Source organism: Enterobacter cloacae complex sp. HYC042_NIDB (assembly GCF_056673315.1).
In genome coordinates, this window is sequence record NZ_CP109650.1 from 134,511 (window position 1) to 153,354 (window position 18,844).

14 protein-coding genes, 1 tRNA gene and 3 rRNA genes are annotated in these 18,844 nt (G+C 54.1%); 4 read left to right on the top strand and 14 right to left on the bottom strand.

The features are described from left to right. Position 1: 1 nt before the first annotated feature. The 3 genes from dsbA to OKF39_RS00635 form a co-directional block, all read right to left on the bottom strand. Positions 2-625, bottom strand: a complete 624-nt coding sequence (gene dsbA / locus OKF39_RS00625) for a thiol:disulfide interchange protein DsbA (RefSeq protein WP_028014899.1) — start codon at positions 623-625, stop codon at positions 2-4. 27 nt (positions 626-652) lie between these two features. Further along, positions 653-1,639 carry a serine/threonine protein kinase gene (locus OKF39_RS00630; RefSeq protein ID WP_063437445.1) on the bottom strand — a complete coding sequence of 329 codons (987 nt, stop codon included), beginning with the start codon at positions 1,637-1,639 and terminating at the stop codon, positions 653-655. A 75-nt stretch (positions 1,640-1,714) separates the two neighbouring features. Then, positions 1,715-1,984 carry a YihD family protein gene (locus OKF39_RS00635; RefSeq protein WP_008501866.1) on the bottom strand — a complete coding sequence of 90 codons (270 nt, stop codon included), beginning with the start codon at positions 1,982-1,984 and terminating at the stop codon, positions 1,715-1,717. A 68-nt stretch (positions 1,985-2,052) separates the two neighbouring features. Here OKF39_RS00635 and mobA point away from each other — a divergent pair, with 68 nt between their 5' ends. Both mobA and mobB read left to right on the top strand, forming a co-directional pair. Next, the gene (mobA, locus tag OKF39_RS00640; RefSeq protein WP_048959966.1) at positions 2,053-2,637 is read left to right on the top strand and encodes a molybdenum cofactor guanylyltransferase MobA; all 585 of its coding nucleotides are present in this window, start codon (positions 2,053-2,055) and stop codon (positions 2,635-2,637) included. Next, the gene (gene mobB, locus OKF39_RS00645) at positions 2,634-3,137 is read left to right on the top strand and encodes a molybdopterin-guanine dinucleotide biosynthesis protein MobB (RefSeq protein ID WP_048959965.1); all 504 of its coding nucleotides are present in this window, start codon (positions 2,634-2,636) and stop codon (positions 3,135-3,137) included. The genes mobA and mobB overlap by 4 nt, the downstream gene beginning before the upstream one ends. A 96-nt stretch (positions 3,138-3,233) precedes the next feature. Here the strand turns inward: mobB and rrf are convergent. From rrf to OKF39_RS00665, 4 genes are all read right to left on the bottom strand, one after another. Continuing rightward, positions 3,234-3,349, bottom strand: a 5S ribosomal RNA gene (rrf, locus tag OKF39_RS00650). Between the two features lie 66 nt (positions 3,350-3,415). After that, positions 3,416-6,318, bottom strand: a 23S ribosomal RNA gene (locus tag OKF39_RS00655). A gap of 182 nt (positions 6,319-6,500) precedes the next feature. Further along, positions 6,501-6,576, bottom strand: a tRNA-Glu gene (locus tag OKF39_RS00660). Positions 6,577-6,661: 85 nt separating this feature from the next. Continuing rightward, positions 6,662-8,201 (bottom strand): 16S ribosomal RNA (locus tag OKF39_RS00665). The 16S, 23S and 5S rRNA genes sit together here with 1 tRNA gene alongside, the layout of an rRNA operon. A gap of 452 nt (positions 8,202-8,653) precedes the next feature. On the opposite strand from OKF39_RS00665, the gene OKF39_RS00670 reads away from it, so the two are divergent. Further along, complete coding sequence (locus OKF39_RS00670; protein WP_028014903.1) at positions 8,654-9,361, top strand: FadR/GntR family transcriptional regulator; 708 nt, start codon at positions 8,654-8,656, stop codon at positions 9,359-9,361. After that, positions 9,358-10,791 (top strand): multidrug transporter subunit MdtD, encoded by a 1,434-nt coding sequence (gene mdtD / locus OKF39_RS00675; protein WP_028014904.1) that lies wholly within the window; start codon positions 9,358-9,360, stop codon positions 10,789-10,791. Before OKF39_RS00670 ends, mdtD begins: the two co-directional genes overlap by 4 nt. Here mdtD and rbsR read toward each other — a convergent pair. From rbsR to kup, 7 genes are all read right to left on the bottom strand, one after another. Next, positions 10,757-11,749: a ribose operon transcriptional repressor RbsR gene (rbsR, locus tag OKF39_RS00680; RefSeq protein WP_072252026.1), complete on the bottom strand. Its 993-nt coding sequence runs from the start codon at positions 11,747-11,749 to the stop codon at positions 10,757-10,759. The genes mdtD and rbsR overlap by 35 nt on opposite strands. Positions 11,750-11,752: 3 nt before the next feature. Then, positions 11,753-12,682, bottom strand: a complete 930-nt coding sequence (gene rbsK / locus OKF39_RS00685; protein WP_063155251.1) for a ribokinase — start codon at positions 12,680-12,682, stop codon at positions 11,753-11,755. Between the two features lie 108 nt (positions 12,683-12,790). Then, entirely contained in the window at positions 12,791-13,681 is an 891-nt protein-coding gene (gene rbsB, locus OKF39_RS00690) for a ribose ABC transporter substrate-binding protein RbsB (RefSeq protein ID WP_010426610.1), read from the bottom strand. Between the two features lie 27 nt (positions 13,682-13,708). Beyond that, a complete protein-coding gene (gene rbsC, locus OKF39_RS00695; RefSeq protein ID WP_479983398.1) occupies positions 13,709-14,674 on the bottom strand; it encodes a ribose ABC transporter permease in 966 nt (321 codons plus the stop codon). 4 nt (positions 14,675-14,678) lie between these two features. Then, on the bottom strand, positions 14,679-16,184 hold the full coding sequence (gene rbsA / locus OKF39_RS00700) for a ribose ABC transporter ATP-binding protein RbsA (protein ID WP_041911754.1): 1,506 nt from the start codon (positions 16,182-16,184) through the stop codon (positions 14,679-14,681). A 7-nt stretch (positions 16,185-16,191) separates the two neighbouring features. Beyond that, a complete protein-coding gene (gene rbsD / locus OKF39_RS00705) occupies positions 16,192-16,611 on the bottom strand; it encodes a D-ribose pyranase (protein ID WP_045354607.1) in 420 nt (139 codons plus the stop codon). A 227-nt stretch (positions 16,612-16,838) separates the two neighbouring features. Further along, positions 16,839-18,707, bottom strand: a complete 1,869-nt coding sequence (kup, locus tag OKF39_RS00710) for a low affinity potassium transporter Kup (RefSeq protein WP_045261172.1) — start codon at positions 18,705-18,707, stop codon at positions 16,839-16,841. Between the last annotated feature and the right edge of the window lie 137 nt (positions 18,708-18,844).

Consider the following 18,844-nt stretch of genomic DNA (forward strand, 5'->3'; position numbering starts at 1 on the left):
ATTACTTCTTCTCAACCAGGTATTTCACGGTATCAGCATACTGCTGTACGAAAATATCCATGCTGCTGGTGTCCATGCCCTGCATGTTCAGCTGATATTTGCCGTTAACAAACATCGCCGGAACGCCCTGAAGCTGCAGATCAGCGGCCGCTTTTTCCTGCTGAGCAACCAGAGATTTCACTACAAAGCTGTTCCACGCGGCGTCGTACTCTTCACCTTTCACACCGGCATCAACGAACACTTTGCGGATATCCGCAGTGGTCTGAACGGTCTGGGTTTTCTGTACGGCTTCGAACATTGGAGCAGTGATTTTATCTTCCACGCCCAGCGCCATCGCAACCGCCCACGCCTGAGTCAGGTCTTTACCCAACGGGCCCAGGAACTCAACGTGGTACTTGGTCATTTTGGTGCCTTCCGGCAGCTTCTTCTTCACGTTGTCAGAAACATGCAGCACCTCTTCGAATTGATAGCAGTGCGGGCAATAGAATGAGAAGAACTCCAGAACCTGTGGCTCGCCAGCAACCGGCTTTTCCAGCGTGATAAACTGTTTACCGTCGGTAAACTGCGCAGCAGAAGCGCTAAATGCCAGAATCATACCTGCCAGCGCCAGCCAAATTTTTTTCATGATTAACTCTCTCCTGGGTGTGTCCAATTAATACATCGGCGTTAATTGCAGTGGGGGTTCCTGAAGAACCTTAACCTGCTGAGTGAATGTAGATATCTGGCTGCGCCAGTAATCTTCTCCGGTAAGCCACGGGAAATTACGAGGAAATGCGGGGTCGTCCCAACGCCTGATTAACCATGCGAGATAATAAACAAAACGCATCGCACGTAAAGGCTCAATCAGGGCAATTTCGTCTGAATTAAACGGGCTAAATTCTTCATAGGCTTCAATAATCGTTTCAAGCTGCATGCGCTGCTCGGCTTTGTCGCCATTGAGCAGCATCCACAGATCCTGAACCGCTGGTCCCATGCGCGCATCGTCGAGATCGACAAACAGCGGACCATCGCGCCAGAGAATATTTCCGGCATGACAATCGCCATGCAGGCGCAGAACGGAAATATCATCACGCCAGCAGGTTTTCACCGCAGCAATAAGCTTATCGGTGGCGTTGAGGAAATCATCCTTTAACGCAGCGGGGATCAGCGCAGACGTTTCGAATATCTGACGTGGTTCGGTGAGATATTCATGAATCCCGATCGTTGGTCGGGCAGTGAACGCTGTTTTACGTCCCGTCTGATGAATGCGTCCCAGATAGCGAGCAACCCACTCCATCTGATCGATATTATCCGCTTCAAACTGGCGGCCACCCAGACTGGGGAATACGGCGTAGTAAAATCCTTCATGCGTGAGCAGCGTTTGGTTATTGCACTTTATCGGTGCGGCAACGGGGACGTCATCAACCAGCAGATCGTGAGCAAACTGGTGCTCCTCCTGAATTTGCTGTGCAGACCAACGTTCAGGGCGATAGAACTTTACGACGAAGCGCTGACGATCCTCGTCCTGAAATTGATAGACGCGGTTTTCGTAGCTGTTTAACGGAGTTAGCCCGGAATCCACACGAATACCCTGTTCAAACAGGGCATCCATAATGGTATCCGGGTGTAGTGTCTGGAAAGTAAAAGCCTGGTCGTTCATCCGATCATCCGGAAATTATACGAATGATTCAGGATATCATCTTGTAGCGATTTCGGTGGCTCCGCTTACAAGCTTTTACTCTTTAATTACGCCTCGGGCGCGCAGCAATGCAGTTTTAAAATCTTCCTCATAATCCTTCTGAATACCAGGAATAACAGCATCTTTGGCTGAGTCGCGCATTTTGAGGTGGTAGATCAGGATGTCGTCAGAAAGGTCTGCCAGATCGCCGTCAAAACCTGACTCTTTTGCCAGTTTCTGTAAGAATTGCATCAGATTCAGCTCTGGCTCTTTTTGCCAGGCTGGCTGGAGGAGTTCAATGACTTCATTCAGACGTTTACATTTCATGGTGGTGCTCCTTTCATTTAGAGTGACACGTTAGCAGGGTCAATCCCACAATAAAAGAGGCGATATTCGTGAATCTTAGCCTGGAAATCACTGGGGTCGTTCTGGCAGGCGGCAGAGCTACGCGGATGGGCGGGGAAGATAAGGGACTTCAGCTCCTGAAAGGCAAGCCCTTATGGCAGCATGTCGCTGATACGCTTGTCGATCAGGTATCGGCAATGGCGCTGAGCGCAAATCGCCATATCGATATTTACCAGCGCAGCGGGTTTCCCGTTTATCAGGATAATCTCGCAGATTTTCCGGGGCCGCTGGCCGGTATGCTTTCGGTGATGCAGCAGTCGCAGGGAGAGTGGTTTCTCTTTTGTTCGTGTGATACGCCATTTATACCCACCTGCCTGGTGGAACGGATGGTGCAACAGCGAGGTGATTCACCCGTGGTCTGGGTGCATGACGGCGAGCGCGACCACCCAACTATCGCGCTCATTAACCGATCCATGATTCCTGCTATGAGCGACTATCTGGCTTCCGGAGAACGAAGAGTGATGGTGTTTATGCGTAAGGTCGGCGGACATGCTGTTGATTTTAGCGACATGAAAACATCGTTCGTGAATGTGAACACAATAGAAGATTTACAGGCCATGCAGGAGAAGAGATGAACTCTGTTTTAGCCATTTCCGCCTGGAGTGGGACAGGAAAAACCACGTTGCTGAAAAAACTGATACCCGCGCTGTGCGCCCGCGGTATTCGTCCTGGCTTGATTAAGCATACTCACCATAATATGGATGTCGATAAGCCGGGCAAAGATAGCTATGAGCTGCGCAAAGCGGGTGCCGCGCAGACAATGGTAGCAAGCAACCAGCGTTGGGCATTGATGACAGAAACGCCGGATGAGGCACCGCTGGATCTCGCGTATCTGGTGAGCCGGATGGATCACTCCACGCTGGATCTGGTGCTGGTTGAGGGATTTAAGCATGAGGCCGTGCCTAAGATCCTGCTGTTCAGAAGTGATGCCGGGCACGATATCAGCGAGTTAACGCTGGATGAGCATGTGATTGCGGTGGCCAGCGATGTTGCTCTCGATATTGAGGTTCCGGTGCTGGATTTAAATGATGAGGATGGGATTGCTGAGTTTATTGTGAAGTGGTGTGCGGTCTGACTTGCCGGGTGGCGGCTTCGCCTTACCCGGCCTACATTTTTCGGTATATAAACGCAAAAAGGCCATCCTTTCGGATGGCCTCTTCACTTATTTGATGCCTGGCAGTTCCCTACTCTCACATGGGGAGACCCCACACTACCATCGGCGCTACGGCGTTTCACTTCTGAGTTCGGCATGGGGTCAGGTGGGACCACCGCGCTAAAGCCGCCAGGCAAATTCTGTTAATCTGTATCAGGCTGAAAATCTGTCTCTCACCGCCAAAACAGCTTCGGCGTTGTAAGGTTAAGCCTCACGGTTCATTAGTACCGGTTAGCTCAACGCATCGCTGCGCTTACACACCCGGCCTATCAACGTCGTCGTCTTCAACGTTCCTTCAGGAGACTTATAGTCTCAGGGAGAACTCATCTCGGGGCAAGTTTCGTGCTTAGATGCTTTCAGCACTTATCTCTTCCGCATTTAGCTACCGGGCAGTGCCATTGGCATGACAACCCGAACACCAGTGATGCGTCCACTCCGGTCCTCTCGTACTAGGAGCAGCCCCCCTCAATTCTCCAGCGCCCACGGCAGATAGGGACCGAACTGTCTCACGACGTTCTAAACCCAGCTCGCGTACCACTTTAAATGGCGAACAGCCATACCCTTGGGACCTACTTCAGCCCCAGGATGTGATGAGCCGACATCGAGGTGCCAAACACCGCCGTCGATATGAACTCTTGGGCGGTATCAGCCTGTTATCCCCGGAGTACCTTTTATCCGTTGAGCGATGGCCCTTCCATTCAGAACCACCGGATCACTATGACCTGCTTTCGCACCTGCTCGAGCCGTCACTCTCGCAGTCAAGCTAGCTTATGCCATTGCACTAACCTCCTGATGTCCGACCAGGATTAGCTAACCTTCGTGCTCCTCCGTTACTCTTTGGGAGGAGACCGCCCCAGTCAAACTACCCACCAGACACTGTCCGCAACCCGGATTACGGGTCCACGTTAGAACACCAGCCATTAAAGGGTGGTATTTCAAGGACGGCTCCACGCAGACTGGCGTCCACGCTTCAAAGCCTCCCACCTATCCTACACATCAAGGACCAGTGTTCAGTGTCAAGCTATAGTAAAGGTTCACGGGGTCTTTCCGTCTTGCCGCGGGTACACTGCATCTTCACAGCGAGTTCAATTTCACTGAGTCTCGGGTGGAGACAGCCTGGCCATCATTACGCCATTCGTGCAGGTCGGAACTTACCCGACAAGGAATTTCGCTACCTTAGGACCGTTATAGTTACGGCCGCCGTTTACCGGGGCTTCGATCAAGAGCTTCGCGTTGCCGCTAACCCCATCAATTAACCTTCCGGCACCGGGCAGGCGTCACACCGTATACGTCCACTTTCGTGTTTGCACAGTGCTGTGTTTTTAATAAACAGTTGCAGCCAGCTGGTATCTTCGACTGATTTCAGCTCCGTCCGCAGGGACTTCACCTACATATCAGCGTGCCTTCTCCCGAAGTTACGGCACCATTTTGCCTAGTTCCTTCACCCGAGTTCTCTCAAGCGCCTTGGTATTCTCTACCTGACCACCTGTGTCGGTTTGGGGTACGATTTCGTGTTACCTGATGCTTAGAGGCTTTTCCTGGAAGCAGGGCATTTATCACTTCAGCACCGTAGTGCCTCGTCATCACGCCTCAGTGTTAAAGTGAACCGGATTTGCCTGGAACACACACCTACACGCTTAAACCGGGACAACCGTCGCCCGGCTGACATAGCCTTCTCCGTCCCCCCTTCGCAGTAACACCAAGTACAGGAATATTAACCTGTTTCCCATCGACTACGCCTTTCGGCCTCGCCTTAGGGGTCGACTCACCCTGCCCCGATTAACGTTGGACAGGAACCCTTGGTCTTCCGGCGAGCGGGCTTTTCACCCGCTTTATCGTTACTTATGTCAGCATTCGCACTTCTGATACCTCCAGCATGCCTCACAGCACACCTTCAACGGCTTACAGAACGCTCCCCTACCCAACAACACATAGTGTCGCTGCCGCAGCTTCGGTGCATGGTTTAGCCCCGTTACATCTTCCGCGCAGGCCGACTCGACCAGTGAGCTATTACGCTTTCTTTAAATGATGGCTGCTTCTAAGCCAACATCCTGGCTGTCTGTGCCTTCCCACATCGTTTCCCACTTAACCATGACTTTGGGACCTTAGCTGGCGGTCTGGGTTGTTTCCCTCTTCACGACGGACGTTAGCACCCGCCGTGTGTCTCCCGTGATAACATTCTTCGGTATTCGTAGTTTGCATCGGGTTGGTAAGCCGGGATGGCCCCCTAGCCGAAACAGTGCTCTACCCCCGAAGATGAGTTCACGAGGCGCTACCTAAATAGCTTTCGGGGAGAACCAGCTATCTCCCGGTTTGATTGGCCTTTCACCCCCAGCCACAGGTCATCCGCTAATTTTTCAACATTAGTCGGTTCGGTCCTCCAGTTAGTGTTACCCAACCTTCAACCTGCCCATGGCTAGATCACCGGGTTTCGGGTCTATACCCTGCAACTTAACGCCCAGTTAAGACTCGGTTTCCCTGCGGCTCCCCTATACGGTTAACCTTGCTACAGAATATAAGTCGCTGACCCATTATACAAAAGGTACGCAGTCACACCCGAAGGTGCTCCCACTGCTTGTACGTACACGGTTTCAGGTTCTTTTTCACTCCCCTCGCCGGGGTTCTTTTCGCCTTTCCCTCACGGTACTGGTTCACTATCGGTCAGTCAGGAGTATTTAGCCTTGGAGGATGGTCCCCCCATATTCAGACAGGATACCACGTGTCCCGCCCTACTCTTCGAGTTCACAACCTGTGCATTTTCGTGTACGGGACTGTCACCCTGTACCGTGCGACTTTCCAGACGCTTCCACTAACACACAAGCTGATTCAGACTCCGGGCTGCTCCCCGTTCGCTCGCCGCTACTGGGGGAATCTCGGTTGATTTCTTTTCCTCGGGGTACTTAGATGTTTCAGTTCCCCCGGTTCGCCTCGTTAACCTATGTATTCAGTTAACGATAGTGTGTCGAAACACACTGGGTTTCCCCATTCGGACATCGACGGGTCAAAGGTTCATATCACCTCGCCGTCGCTTTTCGCAGATTAGCACGTCCTTCATCGCCTCTGACTGCCAGGGCATCCACCGTGTACGCTTAGTCGCTTAACCTCACAACCCGAAGATGTTTCACTTCTGATTGCGAAAATTTGAGAGACTCGAACACACCTTAAAGATGTGTCGTTTCAATTTTCAGCTTGATCCAGATTTTTAAAGAGCAAATATCTCAAACATGACTCGCAAGTCAGTTTTGAGATATGACGGCAGGTGACTTTCACTCACGAACCAGCAAGTGGCGTCCCCTAGGGGATTCGAACCCCTGTTACCGCCGTGAAAGGGCGGTGTCCTGGGCCTCTAGACGAAGGGGACACTGAAGTCTCAATCGCAAGACGCCTTGCTTTTTACTTTTCATCAGACAATCTGTGTGAGCACTACAAAGGCAGGTTCTTTAAGGTAAGGAGGTGATCCAACCGCAGGTTCCCCTACGGTTACCTTGTTACGACTTCACCCCAGTCATGAATCACAAAGTGGTAAGCGCCCTCCCGAAGGTTAAGCTACCTACTTCTTTTGCAACCCACTCCCATGGTGTGACGGGCGGTGTGTACAAGGCCCGGGAACGTATTCACCGTGGCATTCTGATCCACGATTACTAGCGATTCCGACTTCATGGAGTCGAGTTGCAGACTCCAATCCGGACTACGACGCACTTTATGAGGTCCGCTTGCTCTCGCGAGGTCGCTTCTCTTTGTATGCGCCATTGTAGCACGTGTGTAGCCCTACTCGTAAGGGCCATGATGACTTGACGTCATCCCCACCTTCCTCCAGTTTATCACTGGCAGTCTCCTTTGAGTTCCCGGCCTAACCGCTGGCAACAAAGGATAAGGGTTGCGCTCGTTGCGGGACTTAACCCAACATTTCACAACACGAGCTGACGACAGCCATGCAGCACCTGTCTCAGAGTTCCCGAAGGCACCAAAGCATCTCTGCTAAGTTCTCTGGATGTCAAGAGTAGGTAAGGTTCTTCGCGTTGCATCGAATTAAACCACATGCTCCACCGCTTGTGCGGGCCCCCGTCAATTCATTTGAGTTTTAACCTTGCGGCCGTACTCCCCAGGCGGTCGACTTAACGCGTTAGCTCCGGAAGCCACGCCTCAAGGGCACAACCTCCAAGTCGACATCGTTTACGGCGTGGACTACCAGGGTATCTAATCCTGTTTGCTCCCCACGCTTTCGCACCTGAGCGTCAGTCTTTGTCCAGGGGGCCGCCTTCGCCACCGGTATTCCTCCAGATCTCTACGCATTTCACCGCTACACCTGGAATTCTACCCCCCTCTACAAGACTCTAGCCTGCCAGTTTCGAATGCAGTTCCCAGGTTGAGCCCGGGGATTTCACATCCGACTTGACAGACCGCCTGCGTGCGCTTTACGCCCAGTAATTCCGATTAACGCTTGCACCCTCCGTATTACCGCGGCTGCTGGCACGGAGTTAGCCGGTGCTTCTTCTGCGGGTAACGTCAATTGCTGAGGTTATTAACCTCAACACCTTCCTCCCCGCTGAAAGTACTTTACAACCCGAAGGCCTTCTTCATACACGCGGCATGGCTGCATCAGGCTTGCGCCCATTGTGCAATATTCCCCACTGCTGCCTCCCGTAGGAGTCTGGACCGTGTCTCAGTTCCAGTGTGGCTGGTCATCCTCTCAGACCAGCTAGGGATCGTCGCCTAGGTGAGCCGTTACCCCACCTACTAGCTAATCCCATCTGGGCACATCTGATGGCAAGAGGCCCGAAGGTCCCCCTCTTTGGTCTTGCGACATTATGCGGTATTAGCTACCGTTTCCAGTAGTTATCCCCCTCCATCAGGCAGTTTCCCAGACATTACTCACCCGTCCGCCACTCGTCACCCGAGAGCAAGCTCTCTGTGCTACCGTTCGACTTGCATGTGTTAGGCCTGCCGCCAGCGTTCAATCTGAGCCATGATCAAACTCTTCAATTTAAGTTTGATGCTCGTGAATTAAACTTCGTAATGAATTACGTATGTTCACTCAGAGACTTGGTATTCATTTTTCGTCTTGCGACGTTAAGAATCCATGTCACTTTGAGTGCCCACACAGATTGTCTGATAAATTGTTAAAGAGCAGTGCCGCTTCGTTTTCGCTGCGGCGCGGGGTGTGCATATTACGCTTTCCCGCTTCAGAGTCAAGCGTTTATTTTGCTTTTCTCTGCTGACCTGGCGGCGTGTGTGCCGTTGTTCCGTGTCAGTGGAGGCGCATTATAGGGAGTTATTCTTAAGTGACAAGAGGAAATTCAAAAAAAGTTTCTGACCGTGTTTTTTTTCACCAACAGAGGTGATATCAAGCTACAAATTGTTCTATTTGATGTATCTGCAACCACAATCACATTCGAGGTGGCATAATTAACAGCATGAAACATTAAGGAATAAAAGCGATGCCATTAAGCGCACAACAGCTGGCCGCCCAAAAAAATCTGTCCTATGTGCTGGCAGAAAAGCTGGCGCAGCGGATTTTAGCGGGTAAATATGCCCCGGGGAGCATCCTGCCGGGCGAATTGGAGCTGGGTGAGCAGTTTGGAGTAAGCCGTACCGCGGTTCGCGAGGCGGTGAAAACCCTGACGGCAAAAGGTATGGTGCTTCCACGCCCTCGTATTGGCACGCGCGTGATGCCACAGAATAACTGGAATTTTCTCGATCAGGAGCTGCTCTCCTGGTGGATGACCGAAGACAACTTTCATCAGGTCGTCGATCACTTTCTGGTAATGCGCAGCAGTCTTGAACCTCAGGCATGCCTGCTTGCCGCCACGCTCGGGACAGCAGAGCAGAAAGCGCAGCTTAACGCACTCATGGAAGAGATGGTGTTCCTGAAAAAACACTTCAACCGGGAACGATGGATTGAGGTCGATATGGCCTGGCATGAACATATCTATATGATGAGCGCCAATCCGTTCCTCACTTCCTTTGCTTCGTTATTCCATTCGGTGTACCACACCTACTTTACCTCTATTACACAAGACGAAGTGGTAAAACTGGATTTGCATCAGGCGATAGTAGATGCCATTCAGGAGAGCGACGGGCAGCGAGCCCTGACTGCATGTCAGGCATTGCTGACCGCACCAACCCACCAGCAGGTAAATAAATGACAGAGAAAAAAGCGCGCAGCATGGCCGGATTGCCGTGGATTGCAGCCATGGCGTTCTTTATGCAGGCACTGGATGCCACCATCCTCAATACGGCGCTTCCCGCCATTGCGCAAAGCCTTAACCGCTCCCCGCTGGCAATGCAGTCCGCCATCATCAGCTACACCCTCACGGTAGCGATGTTGATCCCGGTAAGTGGCTGGCTGGCCGATCGCTTCGGTACCCGCAGAGTTTTCATGCTGGCCGTAACGCTCTTTACGCTCGGTTCACTGGCCTGCGCGCTCTCCACTTCATTAACGGAGCTGGTTATCTTTCGCGTACTGCAGGGAATAGGCGGCGCGATGATGATGCCGGTGGCGCGCCTCGCTTTGCTGCGTGCCTACCCACGCAGCGAACTGCTCCCCGTACTCAACTTTGTCACCATGCCAGGGCTGGTCGGCCCAATACTTGGCCCGGTCCTCGGGGGTGTGCTGGTTACCTGGGCAAGCTGGCACTGGATTTTCCTGATTAATATTCCGATTGGCGTGGCAGGGCTGATCTATGCCCGCAAATATATGCCGAACTTCACCACGCCAAGGCGCAGCTTCGATATGGGCGGCTTTTTCCTGTTTGGACTGAGCCTGGTGCTGTTCTCAAGTGGCATGGAGCTCATTGGCGAGAAGCTCGTTGAAACGTGGCTGGCGCTCGCCGTCATCCTCAGCGGTATTCTGCTGTTCCTTCTTTATATACGCCATGCGCGTCGTCACCCGACACCGCTTATCTCTTTATCTCTCTTTAACACCCGAACCTTTTCCGTCGGGATCGCGGGCAATATTGCCTCACGTCTGGGCACGGGCTGCGTACCGTTCCTGATGCCATTGATGCTGCAGGTGGGGTTCGGCTACCCGGCGCTGATTGCCGGCTGCATGATGGCGCCCACGGCAATGGGTTCCATTCTGGCGAAATCAACGGTCACGCAGGTGCTGCGCTGGTTTGGCTATCGTAAAACGCTGGTTGGCGTGACGGTCTTTATCGGTCTGATGATTGCGCAGTTCTCGCTGCAATCCGCGGCGTTACCGGTCTGGATGTTGATCCTGCCGCTGTTTGTGCTGGGAATGGCGATGTCAACGCAGTTCACGTCGATGAACACCATCACCCTTGCGGACCTGACCGACGAGAACGCGAGCAGCGGCAACAGCGTACTGGCGGTGACTCAACAGCTGTCGATCAGCCTCGGGGTAGCCGTGAGCGCGGCGGTGCTGCGGTTTTATGAAGGGTTTGACGGCACGAATACCGTTGAGCAGTTCCACTATACCTTTATCACCATGGGCGCGCTTACCGTGGTGTCGGCGCTGGTCTTTATGTTGTTAAAACCGAAAGATGGCCGGAACCTGATTAAAGAGCGTCACAAAGAGAAAGCTAAACCGAACCGCGTTCCATCAGAACAGGAGTAAGCTGCAAACGTTGCTGTTGCAGCGTGGGCTGCGCCATACGGTGGATCAACACGTCGATGGCCAGCTCACCCAGTTCATCCTTCGGCTGATGGATCGTGGTCAGCGGCGGCGTCATGTAGCGCGCCAGTTCGATATCATCGTAACCGACGATCGCCATATCGTCCGGAACGCGCAATCCCGCCTGATACAGCGCCTGATAGGCACCAAACGCCATCGCATCGTTGCCGATAAACACCGCCTGCGGGCGAGGCTCTTGCGCCAGCAGCGTCTGCATTGCCTCGAAACCGCCGTTAAACTCGAAATCGCCGGTGATGCGATAGCCATCAGGAATGGCAAGCCCTGCCCGCTCCATTGCCGAAAGATAGCCTTCCAGACGCAAGCGCGCCGGGGTTTTATCCAGCGGGCCGGTAATGCAGGCAATGCGGGTATAGCCTTTATCAATCAGGTGCTGCGTCGCCATATCGCCGCCCAGCAGCGAGTTATCCTGAATCAGATCGCTGGTCCCGTCGAACGGCGCCCAGTCCATCATTACCGTGGGAATAGAAGGATAGCGCTGAATGATCTCTTTTGAAGGTTGATGCGTTTCGGTACAGAGCAGCAGCAGCCCGTCGACGCGTTTTTGCATCAGCGTTTCCAGGTTGCGGTTCATACGCTGCTCGTCGCCTTCAGTATTGCACAGCACCAGACTGTAGCCACGCTCGAAGCAGCTGCGCTCTACGCCACGAACAAGTTCAGAATAGAAAGGATTGGTACTGGCCGTGATCAGCATGCCGATGGTGCGCGTCTGGTTAAGCTTCAGACTGCGCGCCAGCGCCGACGGCGCATAGTTGAGGTCTTTTACTGCGGCTTCGACTTTCTCCCGAATCGCCTCGCTGACGAAGCGGTCGTTATTAATAACGTGAGAGACGGTCGAAGTAGAAACGCCCGCCATGCGGGCGACATCTTTCATCGTAGCCAAGCGTTACCCCTGCTGACTTAAGAATTCATCGATCTCTTTACGCCACGGAACGGAAGGCTGTGCGCCTTTGCGCGTCACCGCAATCGCGGCGGCGGCATGCGCAAAGCGGATCGCGTCATCCATCGCTTTTCCTTCCAGCAATGCCGTCACCAGCGCACCATTGAAGGTGTCTCCAGCGGCGATGGTATCAATGGCTTTGACCTTAAAGCCCGGCACGCGACGGCCTTCGCCATTGACGCTAGCCCACACCCCGCGGCTACCAAGAGTAATGATAACGGTCCCGATGCCTTTTGCATGCAGCACTTTCGCCGCACGCGCGGCATCATTGTCATTTTCAACGCGAATGCCCGTCAGCTTTTCCGCTTCGGTTTCGTTCGGCGTAATGATGTCTACCAGCGCCAGCAGTTCATCTGATAATACACGGGCAGGCGCAGGGTTAAGTACGACAGTGGTATGATTTTCATGCGCAATTTTCGCGGCGGTCAGCACGCTTTCAACCGGGGACTCCAGCTGCATCAGCAGGGCCTCGGCCCCGCCAATGATTGCACGTTGCGCTTCTACGCGCTCCGTTGTTAGCGCTGCGTTAGCGCCAGCATGAATACCGATGACATTCTCACCTTCAGCGTTAACGAAAATCAGCGCCACGCCGGTAGACTCTCCCGCGACAACGCTGACCGGTGCGATATCGATGTTGTCGCTCGCCAGCTGCTTGCGTACGCGCTCGCCGGTATCGTCATCACCCGTACAGGCGATAAACGCGATATTCGCCCCGCTGCGCCCGGCGGCAACTGCCTGGTTTGCGCCCTTACCGCCGAACGCGACCTGATACTGATTACCGGTGACGGTTTCGCCCGGAGTGGGGAACGTTTCAAGGTTAAGAATGTGATCGGCATTGATACTGCCAAGGACGACGAGGTTGCCTGCGGTTTTCATGTATTGAGGTGTCCATCTGAGAGCGCCACCGGTATTACCCGGTGGCGTATGCCACACTTTTCTTTTATTTGGTGTCCCTCAGGCAGCCAGCGACTGCCTGAATCGCCTTTACTGCTTAATGACCAGCTTCAGGTCAACAGGGTATTTGGCCTGAACTTTTTCGCCCTTCAGCACTTTGTCGGCAGTTTCAACGCCAGTCGCGCCAATCTGCTCAGGCAGCTGAGCGATGGTCGCAGCCAGTTTGCCATCATTTACTGCTTTTTCACCATCCGGCGTGCCGTCAAATCCGACAACCATCACATCTGATTTACCTGCGGTCTGCAGGGCACGCAGCGCGCCCAGCGCCATTTCATCGTTCTGTGCAAATACCGCCTGCACATCTGGATGCGCGGTCAGCAGGTTCTGCATGACGTTCAGACCCTTAGTACGGTCGAAGTCTGCCGGCTGGCTGGCCAGCACGTTGAATTTGTGTGCAGCCACGGCCTGCTGGAAGCCTTCACCACGTTCACGGGCCGCGGAAGTCCCGGCAATGCCCTGCAGTTCGATAACTTTCGCGCCTTCACCGGCTTTCTTCGCGATGTAGTCACCAGCAATTTTACCGCCCAGCACGTTATCAGACGCAATGTGGCTCACAACTTCGCCTTTCGTTGCCTGACGGTCCAGAGTGATCACCGGAATTTTCGCCTGGTTTGCCATCTTCACGGCGTTGCCTACGGCATCAGAATCGGTTGGGTTGATCAGCAGAATTTTGGTGCCACGAACGGTTAAGTCCTGAACGTTAGCCAGCTCTTTCGCCGGGTTGTTCTGTGAATCCAGCACCACCAGGTTGTAGCCCAGTTTGTCCGCTTCTTTCTGCGCACCGTCCTTCAGGGAGACGAAGAACGGGTTGTTCAGGGTAGAGACAACCAGCGCGATGGTATCTTTCGCCATGGCGTTAGCACTTACGGTTGCGCTCAGCGCGACAGCAGAAACCAGGGTAGCCAGTTTTTTCATGTTCATATCTAAGATGTCCTGTAGTGTCGTCAGTTACTGTTTTTTGTTGTCTACCAGTACCGCCAGCAAAATCACCACTGCCTTAACGATCATCTGGTAATAGGAGGAAACACCTAACAAATTCAAACCATTATTCAGGAAACCGAGGATCAGTGCGCCGATCAATGTCCCAACAATGCGACCTTTACCGCCCGCAAGGCTCGTACCGCCCAGAACCACCGCCGCGATGGCATCCAGCTCGTACCCCGTCCCCGCCGTTGGCTGTGCGGAAGAGAGGCGCGCCACTTCGATGATGCCCGCCAGTGACGCCAGCAGGCCGCACAGGGAGTACACGATAATTTTGACTTTATTAACGCTGATACCGGACAGGCGCGTGGCCGCTTCGTTACCGCCCAGGGCATAGATATAACGTCCCAGACGGGTATGGTGCAGCATGTACCACGCCGCCAGGAAGACGATAGCCATGATCCAGACCGGGGTCGGGACACCTAGCGGGCGACCGATACCGAACCAGCCAAACAGATCCGCGTTATCCGTAAACCCGGTATTCACCGGGCTACCGTTGGTGTAAACCATGGTCACACCGCGCAGCAGCAGCATCATCACCAGCGTGGCGATAAACGCCTGAACGCGGCCTTTTGCCACAATCACACCGGTAACGGCACCAATCGCCGCGCCAGCCGCCAGTGCAGCCGCAACGGCCACCAGCGCGTTGACCTCAATTCCCACCATTGAAGCGGCGATCGCACCGGTGAGCGCCAGCAGGGAACCGACGGACAGATCGATACCCGAGGTCAAAATCACCAGCGTCATGCCGACCGCCATAATGGCGTTCACCGACGTCTGCTGCAGAATGTTGAACAGATTATTGACGGTAAAAAAGTTCGGGCTCATGGTCGAGACAATCGCGATCAGCACCAGCAGGGCAATCAGCGATTTTTGTTCCATCAGCCATGCCTTTGTGAAATAGCGGCGACCAGAAACAGCCTGGGTAGTCATCTTCTTACTCCTGATTCACGCGATTAAGCTTGCCCACAGCGGCAGCCATCAGAACTTCCTGGGTGGCCTGCTCGCGAGTGAATTCACCGCCGAGATGCCCTTCATGCATGACGATAATGCGATCGCTCATGCCTAATACTTCTGGCATCTCGGAAGAGACCAGAATGATGCTCAGACCGTCGGCCTTGAACTGGTTAATCAGCTGATAGATCTCTTTTTTCGCGCCCACGTCCACGCCGCGGGTTGGCTCGTCGAGGATCAACACCTTCGGGCGCGTCATCAGCCCGCGGGCAATCGCCACTTTCTGCTGATTCCCGCCGGAAAGCAGGCCAATAGCCTGCTCCATCGACGGGGTTTTAACGTTGAAGAGACGGATAAAATCACTGACCGCCTGCTGCTCATCTTTATGCTTCAGGCTGCCGCCGCTATGGCTGAAATAGCGCAGCGCGGTGAGGGACATATTCTCTTTCACCGACATGCCCAGCACTAAGCCGTCGCGCTTGCGGTCTTCGGAGATATAGACGATGCCGTTCGCCAGCCCGTCCTGCGGCGAGCGGGTCACCACTTCATGGCCGTCAAGGGTAACGTAACCGCTGGTGCGCGGCAGTGCGCCGTACAGCACTTTCATCAGCTCGGTACGGCCCGCGCCCATCAGGCCCGCCACGCCCAGGATCTCGCCCTGACGCAGGGTAAAGGTCACATCATTTACGCCCGGGCCGCAGAGATTATCTACCTTCAGGCGGATCTCGCCCGGTGCTTTGTCCAGATGCGGATATTGGTCTTCGAGCTTACGTCCCACCATCATTTCGATCAGCGTATCTTCGGTCAGCGTCGCCACTTCGCGCTCGGCGATAAACTGGCCGTCGCGGAAGACGGTAACGTCGTCGCAAATTTCGAAGATCTCTTTCATGCGGTGAGAGATATAGACAATGCCGCGTCCCTGCGCTTTCAGTTCGCGGATCACGCGGAACAGGGATTCGGTTTCGGTATCGGTCAGGGCATCGGTCGGTTCATCCATAATGATGACCTTCGACTCGAAGCTCAGCACCTTCGCGATTTCCACCATCTGCTGATCGCCGATGGAGAGGTCGCCCACCAGGCGGTCGCTCTTAAAGCGCAGGTTCAGCTTCGCCAGCAGCTTGTCCGCTTCGGCGTACATGGTTTTCCAGTCGATTTTGCCGAACCGGTTCACGAACTCGCGGCCCAGGAAGATGTTTTCCGCAATGGTCAGCTGCGGGATCAGGTTCAGCTCCTGGTGAATAATGCCGATGCCCGCTTCCTGAGAGGATTTCGGGCCGTTAAAGGTGGTTTCTTTACCCAGCCAAACGAGTGAACCAGCATCGCGCTGGTAGATCCCGGTCAGCACTTTCATCATGGTGGATTTGCCGGCACCGTTTTCGCCCACCAGCGCCATCACGCGTCCTGGGTAGACGTTAAGCGCCGCACCGGAGAGGGCTTTTACGCCCGGGAACGACTTATCGATCCCTTTGAGTTGCAGTAATGCGTCCATGATGGCCTCAGAAGGTGACGCCAGCACAGAGAATGATATTCGCATACGGGGAACACTCCCCGCTGCGAATCACCGCCTGACTGTCTGCGGTTTGTTGTTTGAACTGTTCGTGCGTTGTGTAACGAATTTCTATGGTGTTTCCCTGGTGTTGTTGCAGTTGCTCAATGTAGCTGAGCAACGTTTCGTGGAGTTGTGGATTATGTTGTTTGATTTCCGCCGCGAGAATGGCCGCCTCAACCTGCATCTCCGCCGTCACCACCTCCAGTACCTGCATAAACGAGGGCACGCCCTGCGTTAACGCCATATCGATACGGGTTGTGCTGCGCGGAACCGGTAAGCCTGCATCGCAAACCACCAGCGTATCGGTATGCCCAAGACGGGAAATAACCGATGAGATTTCTGAGTTGAGAACCGTGCCTTTCTTCATTTTCTTGCTCCACTAGCGAAACGTTTCGCTAAAAATAGTGTAGCCGCATAAATGTTCAGAAAACCATCATGACGTAACGGATTTGTGATCAACGTCGAAACGTTTCGCTAAGTGAAATGGAAGGGGAGGTAAATGCAAAACGGTAACCGTCAGGTTACCGTTTTAGATGTTTGCGCCCTCTCCCCGTGGGAGAGGGACGGGGTGAGGGCATCAGGCCGCACGGAGACTTAAATCTCGACCTGCGTCCCCAGCTCAATGACGCGGTTAGGCGGGATCTCAAACTGGTCAGGCGCGCGCAGGGCGTTACGCTGCAGAATCAGATACAGCTTACCGCGCAGACGCAGGTACCAAGGGCGCTTGCCGATGATCAGCGACTCGTGCGACATAAAGAACGACGTCTCCATCATCCGGCAGCTTAACCCTTCCAGACCGCAGCGGTGGAACACCTCTTCCACGTTCGGCGTTTCGCGCCAGCCGTAGCTCGCCACCACGCGCCAGAAGGTCGGGGACAGCTGCTCAATCTGTACGCGGCGCACGTTGTGAACGTACGGCGCATCTTCGGTGCGCAGCGTCAGCAGGATCACGCGCTCGTGCAGCACTTTGTTGTGCTTAAGGTTATGCATCAGCGCAAACGGGATCACATTCAGGGCACGAGACATGTAAACCGCGGTACCCGGCACGCGCACCGGCGGGGATTTCTCCAGCGACGCGATCATCGCCTCCAGAGAATTACCGTGCTCATGCATGCGGCGCAGCAGGCGGAAGCGCTCGCTTTTCCATGTGGTCATGACAATGAACATCAACAGGCCCAGCGTCAGCGGCAGCCAGCCACCGGAGACAATTTTGTCGAGGTTCGCAGAGAACAGCGGCACGTCAATGCACAGGAAGCCCACCAGAATCATCCCCACGAGGAACTTATTCCAGTGCCAGTTGCGGTACGCCACCGTGGTGGAGAGAAGCGACGTCAGCACCATCGTACCGGTCACGGCAATACCGTAGGCCGCCGCCAGATTACTGGAGTGTTCGAAGCTAACAATCACGATCACAACAGCGAAGTAGAGCAGCCAGTTAACGAACGGGATGTAGATCTGGCCCGACTCCATCTCTGAGGTATGGATGATGCGCATTGGCGAGAGATATCCCAGACGAACGGCCTGACGGGTCAGAGAGAACACCCCGGAAATCACCGCCTGAGAGGCAATCACGGTCGCCAGCGTTGCGAGGATCAGCATAGGCACCAGTGCCCAGTCAGGTGCCAGCAGGAAGAATGGGTTCTTAATCGCTTCCGGGTTCTTGAGCAACAACGCGCCCTGACCGAAGTAGTTCAGCACCAGCGACGGGAGCACCACAATAAACCATGCCACGCGGATAGGCAGCTTCCCGAAATGCCCCATGTCAGCATAGAGCGCCTCCACACCGGTGATGGAGAGCACGACCGCACCCAGCGCCACGAAGGAAACCACTTTGTATTCAAGGAAGAAATGCACCGCCCAGTAAGGGTTTAGCGCATGCAGCACTTCCGGGTTCGCAATAATGCTGCGCAAACCGAGCGCCGCCAGGATCAGGAACCAGGCCAGCATAATCGGCGCAAACAGTTTGCCCACCAGCCCGGTACCGTGTTTCTGGATCATGAACAGCAGCGTCAACACGATGATTGCCAGCGGGACAACCCAGGCATCAAGCTGCGGGGCAATAATCTCCAGCCCTTCAATCGCCGAGAGCACCGAGATAGCCGGTGTTATCACCACTTCCCCGTAGAAGAAGCTGCCACCTATCAGGCCGATAATCACCAGCACAGACGTCATTCTGGCCGAGGTATTGCGACCGGCAAGGGACATCAGGGTCAGGATCCCGCCTTCGCCCGCATTATCTGCACGCATAACGAAGGAGAGATATTTAACGGAAACGACCAGGATCAGCAGCCAGAAGATGAGGGACAGGAAGCCAAACACGGCATCGCGCTCAACACCAAAGCCAAATTGGCCGGACAAACATTCACGAAGCGTATAAAGTGGGCTGGTGCCGATATCACCGTAGACAACCCCGATCGCCGCAAGCGTTATTGCGGGTAATGATTGCTTATTATCAGTGCTCATAGACTAGTCTTTTCGTTTAAATAACAAATGTGTTCCTGTCCCTTGGTCCACAAAAAGCGCACAGTATGCACGATTCATTGCAAAATCGTACCCCTAAATGCAACCGCATTAATGTAGCGCAAAGAAAATTGCGCCGC

Bases quoted from the DNA above. Each gene is read 5' to 3' on its own strand.
- mdtD (WP_028014904.1), top strand. From the start codon at position 9,358: ATGACAGAGAAAAAAGCGCGCAGCATGGCCGGATTGCCGTGGATTGCA.
- kup (WP_045261172.1), bottom strand. From the start codon at position 18,707: ATGAGCACTGATAATAAGCAATCATTACCCGCAATAACGCTTGCGGCG.
- mobB (WP_048959965.1), top strand. From the start codon at position 2,634: ATGAACTCTGTTTTAGCCATTTCCGCCTGGAGTGGGACAGGAAAAACC.
- rbsD (WP_045354607.1), bottom strand. From the start codon at position 16,611: ATGAAGAAAGGCACGGTTCTCAACTCAGAAATCTCATCGGTTATTTCC.
- OKF39_RS00630 (WP_063437445.1), bottom strand. From the start codon at position 1,639: ATGAACGACCAGGCTTTTACTTTCCAGACACTACACCCGGATACCATT.
- rbsB (WP_010426610.1), bottom strand. From the start codon at position 13,681: ATGAACATGAAAAAACTGGCTACCCTGGTTTCTGCTGTCGCGCTGAGC.
- OKF39_RS00635 (WP_008501866.1), bottom strand. From the start codon at position 1,984: ATGAAATGTAAACGTCTGAATGAAGTCATTGAACTCCTCCAGCCAGCC.
- OKF39_RS00670 (WP_028014903.1), top strand. From the start codon at position 8,654: ATGCCATTAAGCGCACAACAGCTGGCCGCCCAAAAAAATCTGTCCTAT.
- rbsC (WP_479983398.1), bottom strand. From the start codon at position 14,674: ATGACTACCCAGGCTGTTTCTGGTCGCCGCTATTTCACAAAGGCATGG.
- rbsA (WP_041911754.1), bottom strand. From the start codon at position 16,184: ATGGACGCATTACTGCAACTCAAAGGGATCGATAAGTCGTTCCCGGGC.
- rbsK (WP_063155251.1), bottom strand. From the start codon at position 12,682: ATGAAAACCGCAGGCAACCTCGTCGTCCTTGGCAGTATCAATGCCGAT.
- dsbA (WP_028014899.1), bottom strand. From the start codon at position 625: ATGAAAAAAATTTGGCTGGCGCTGGCAGGTATGATTCTGGCATTTAGC.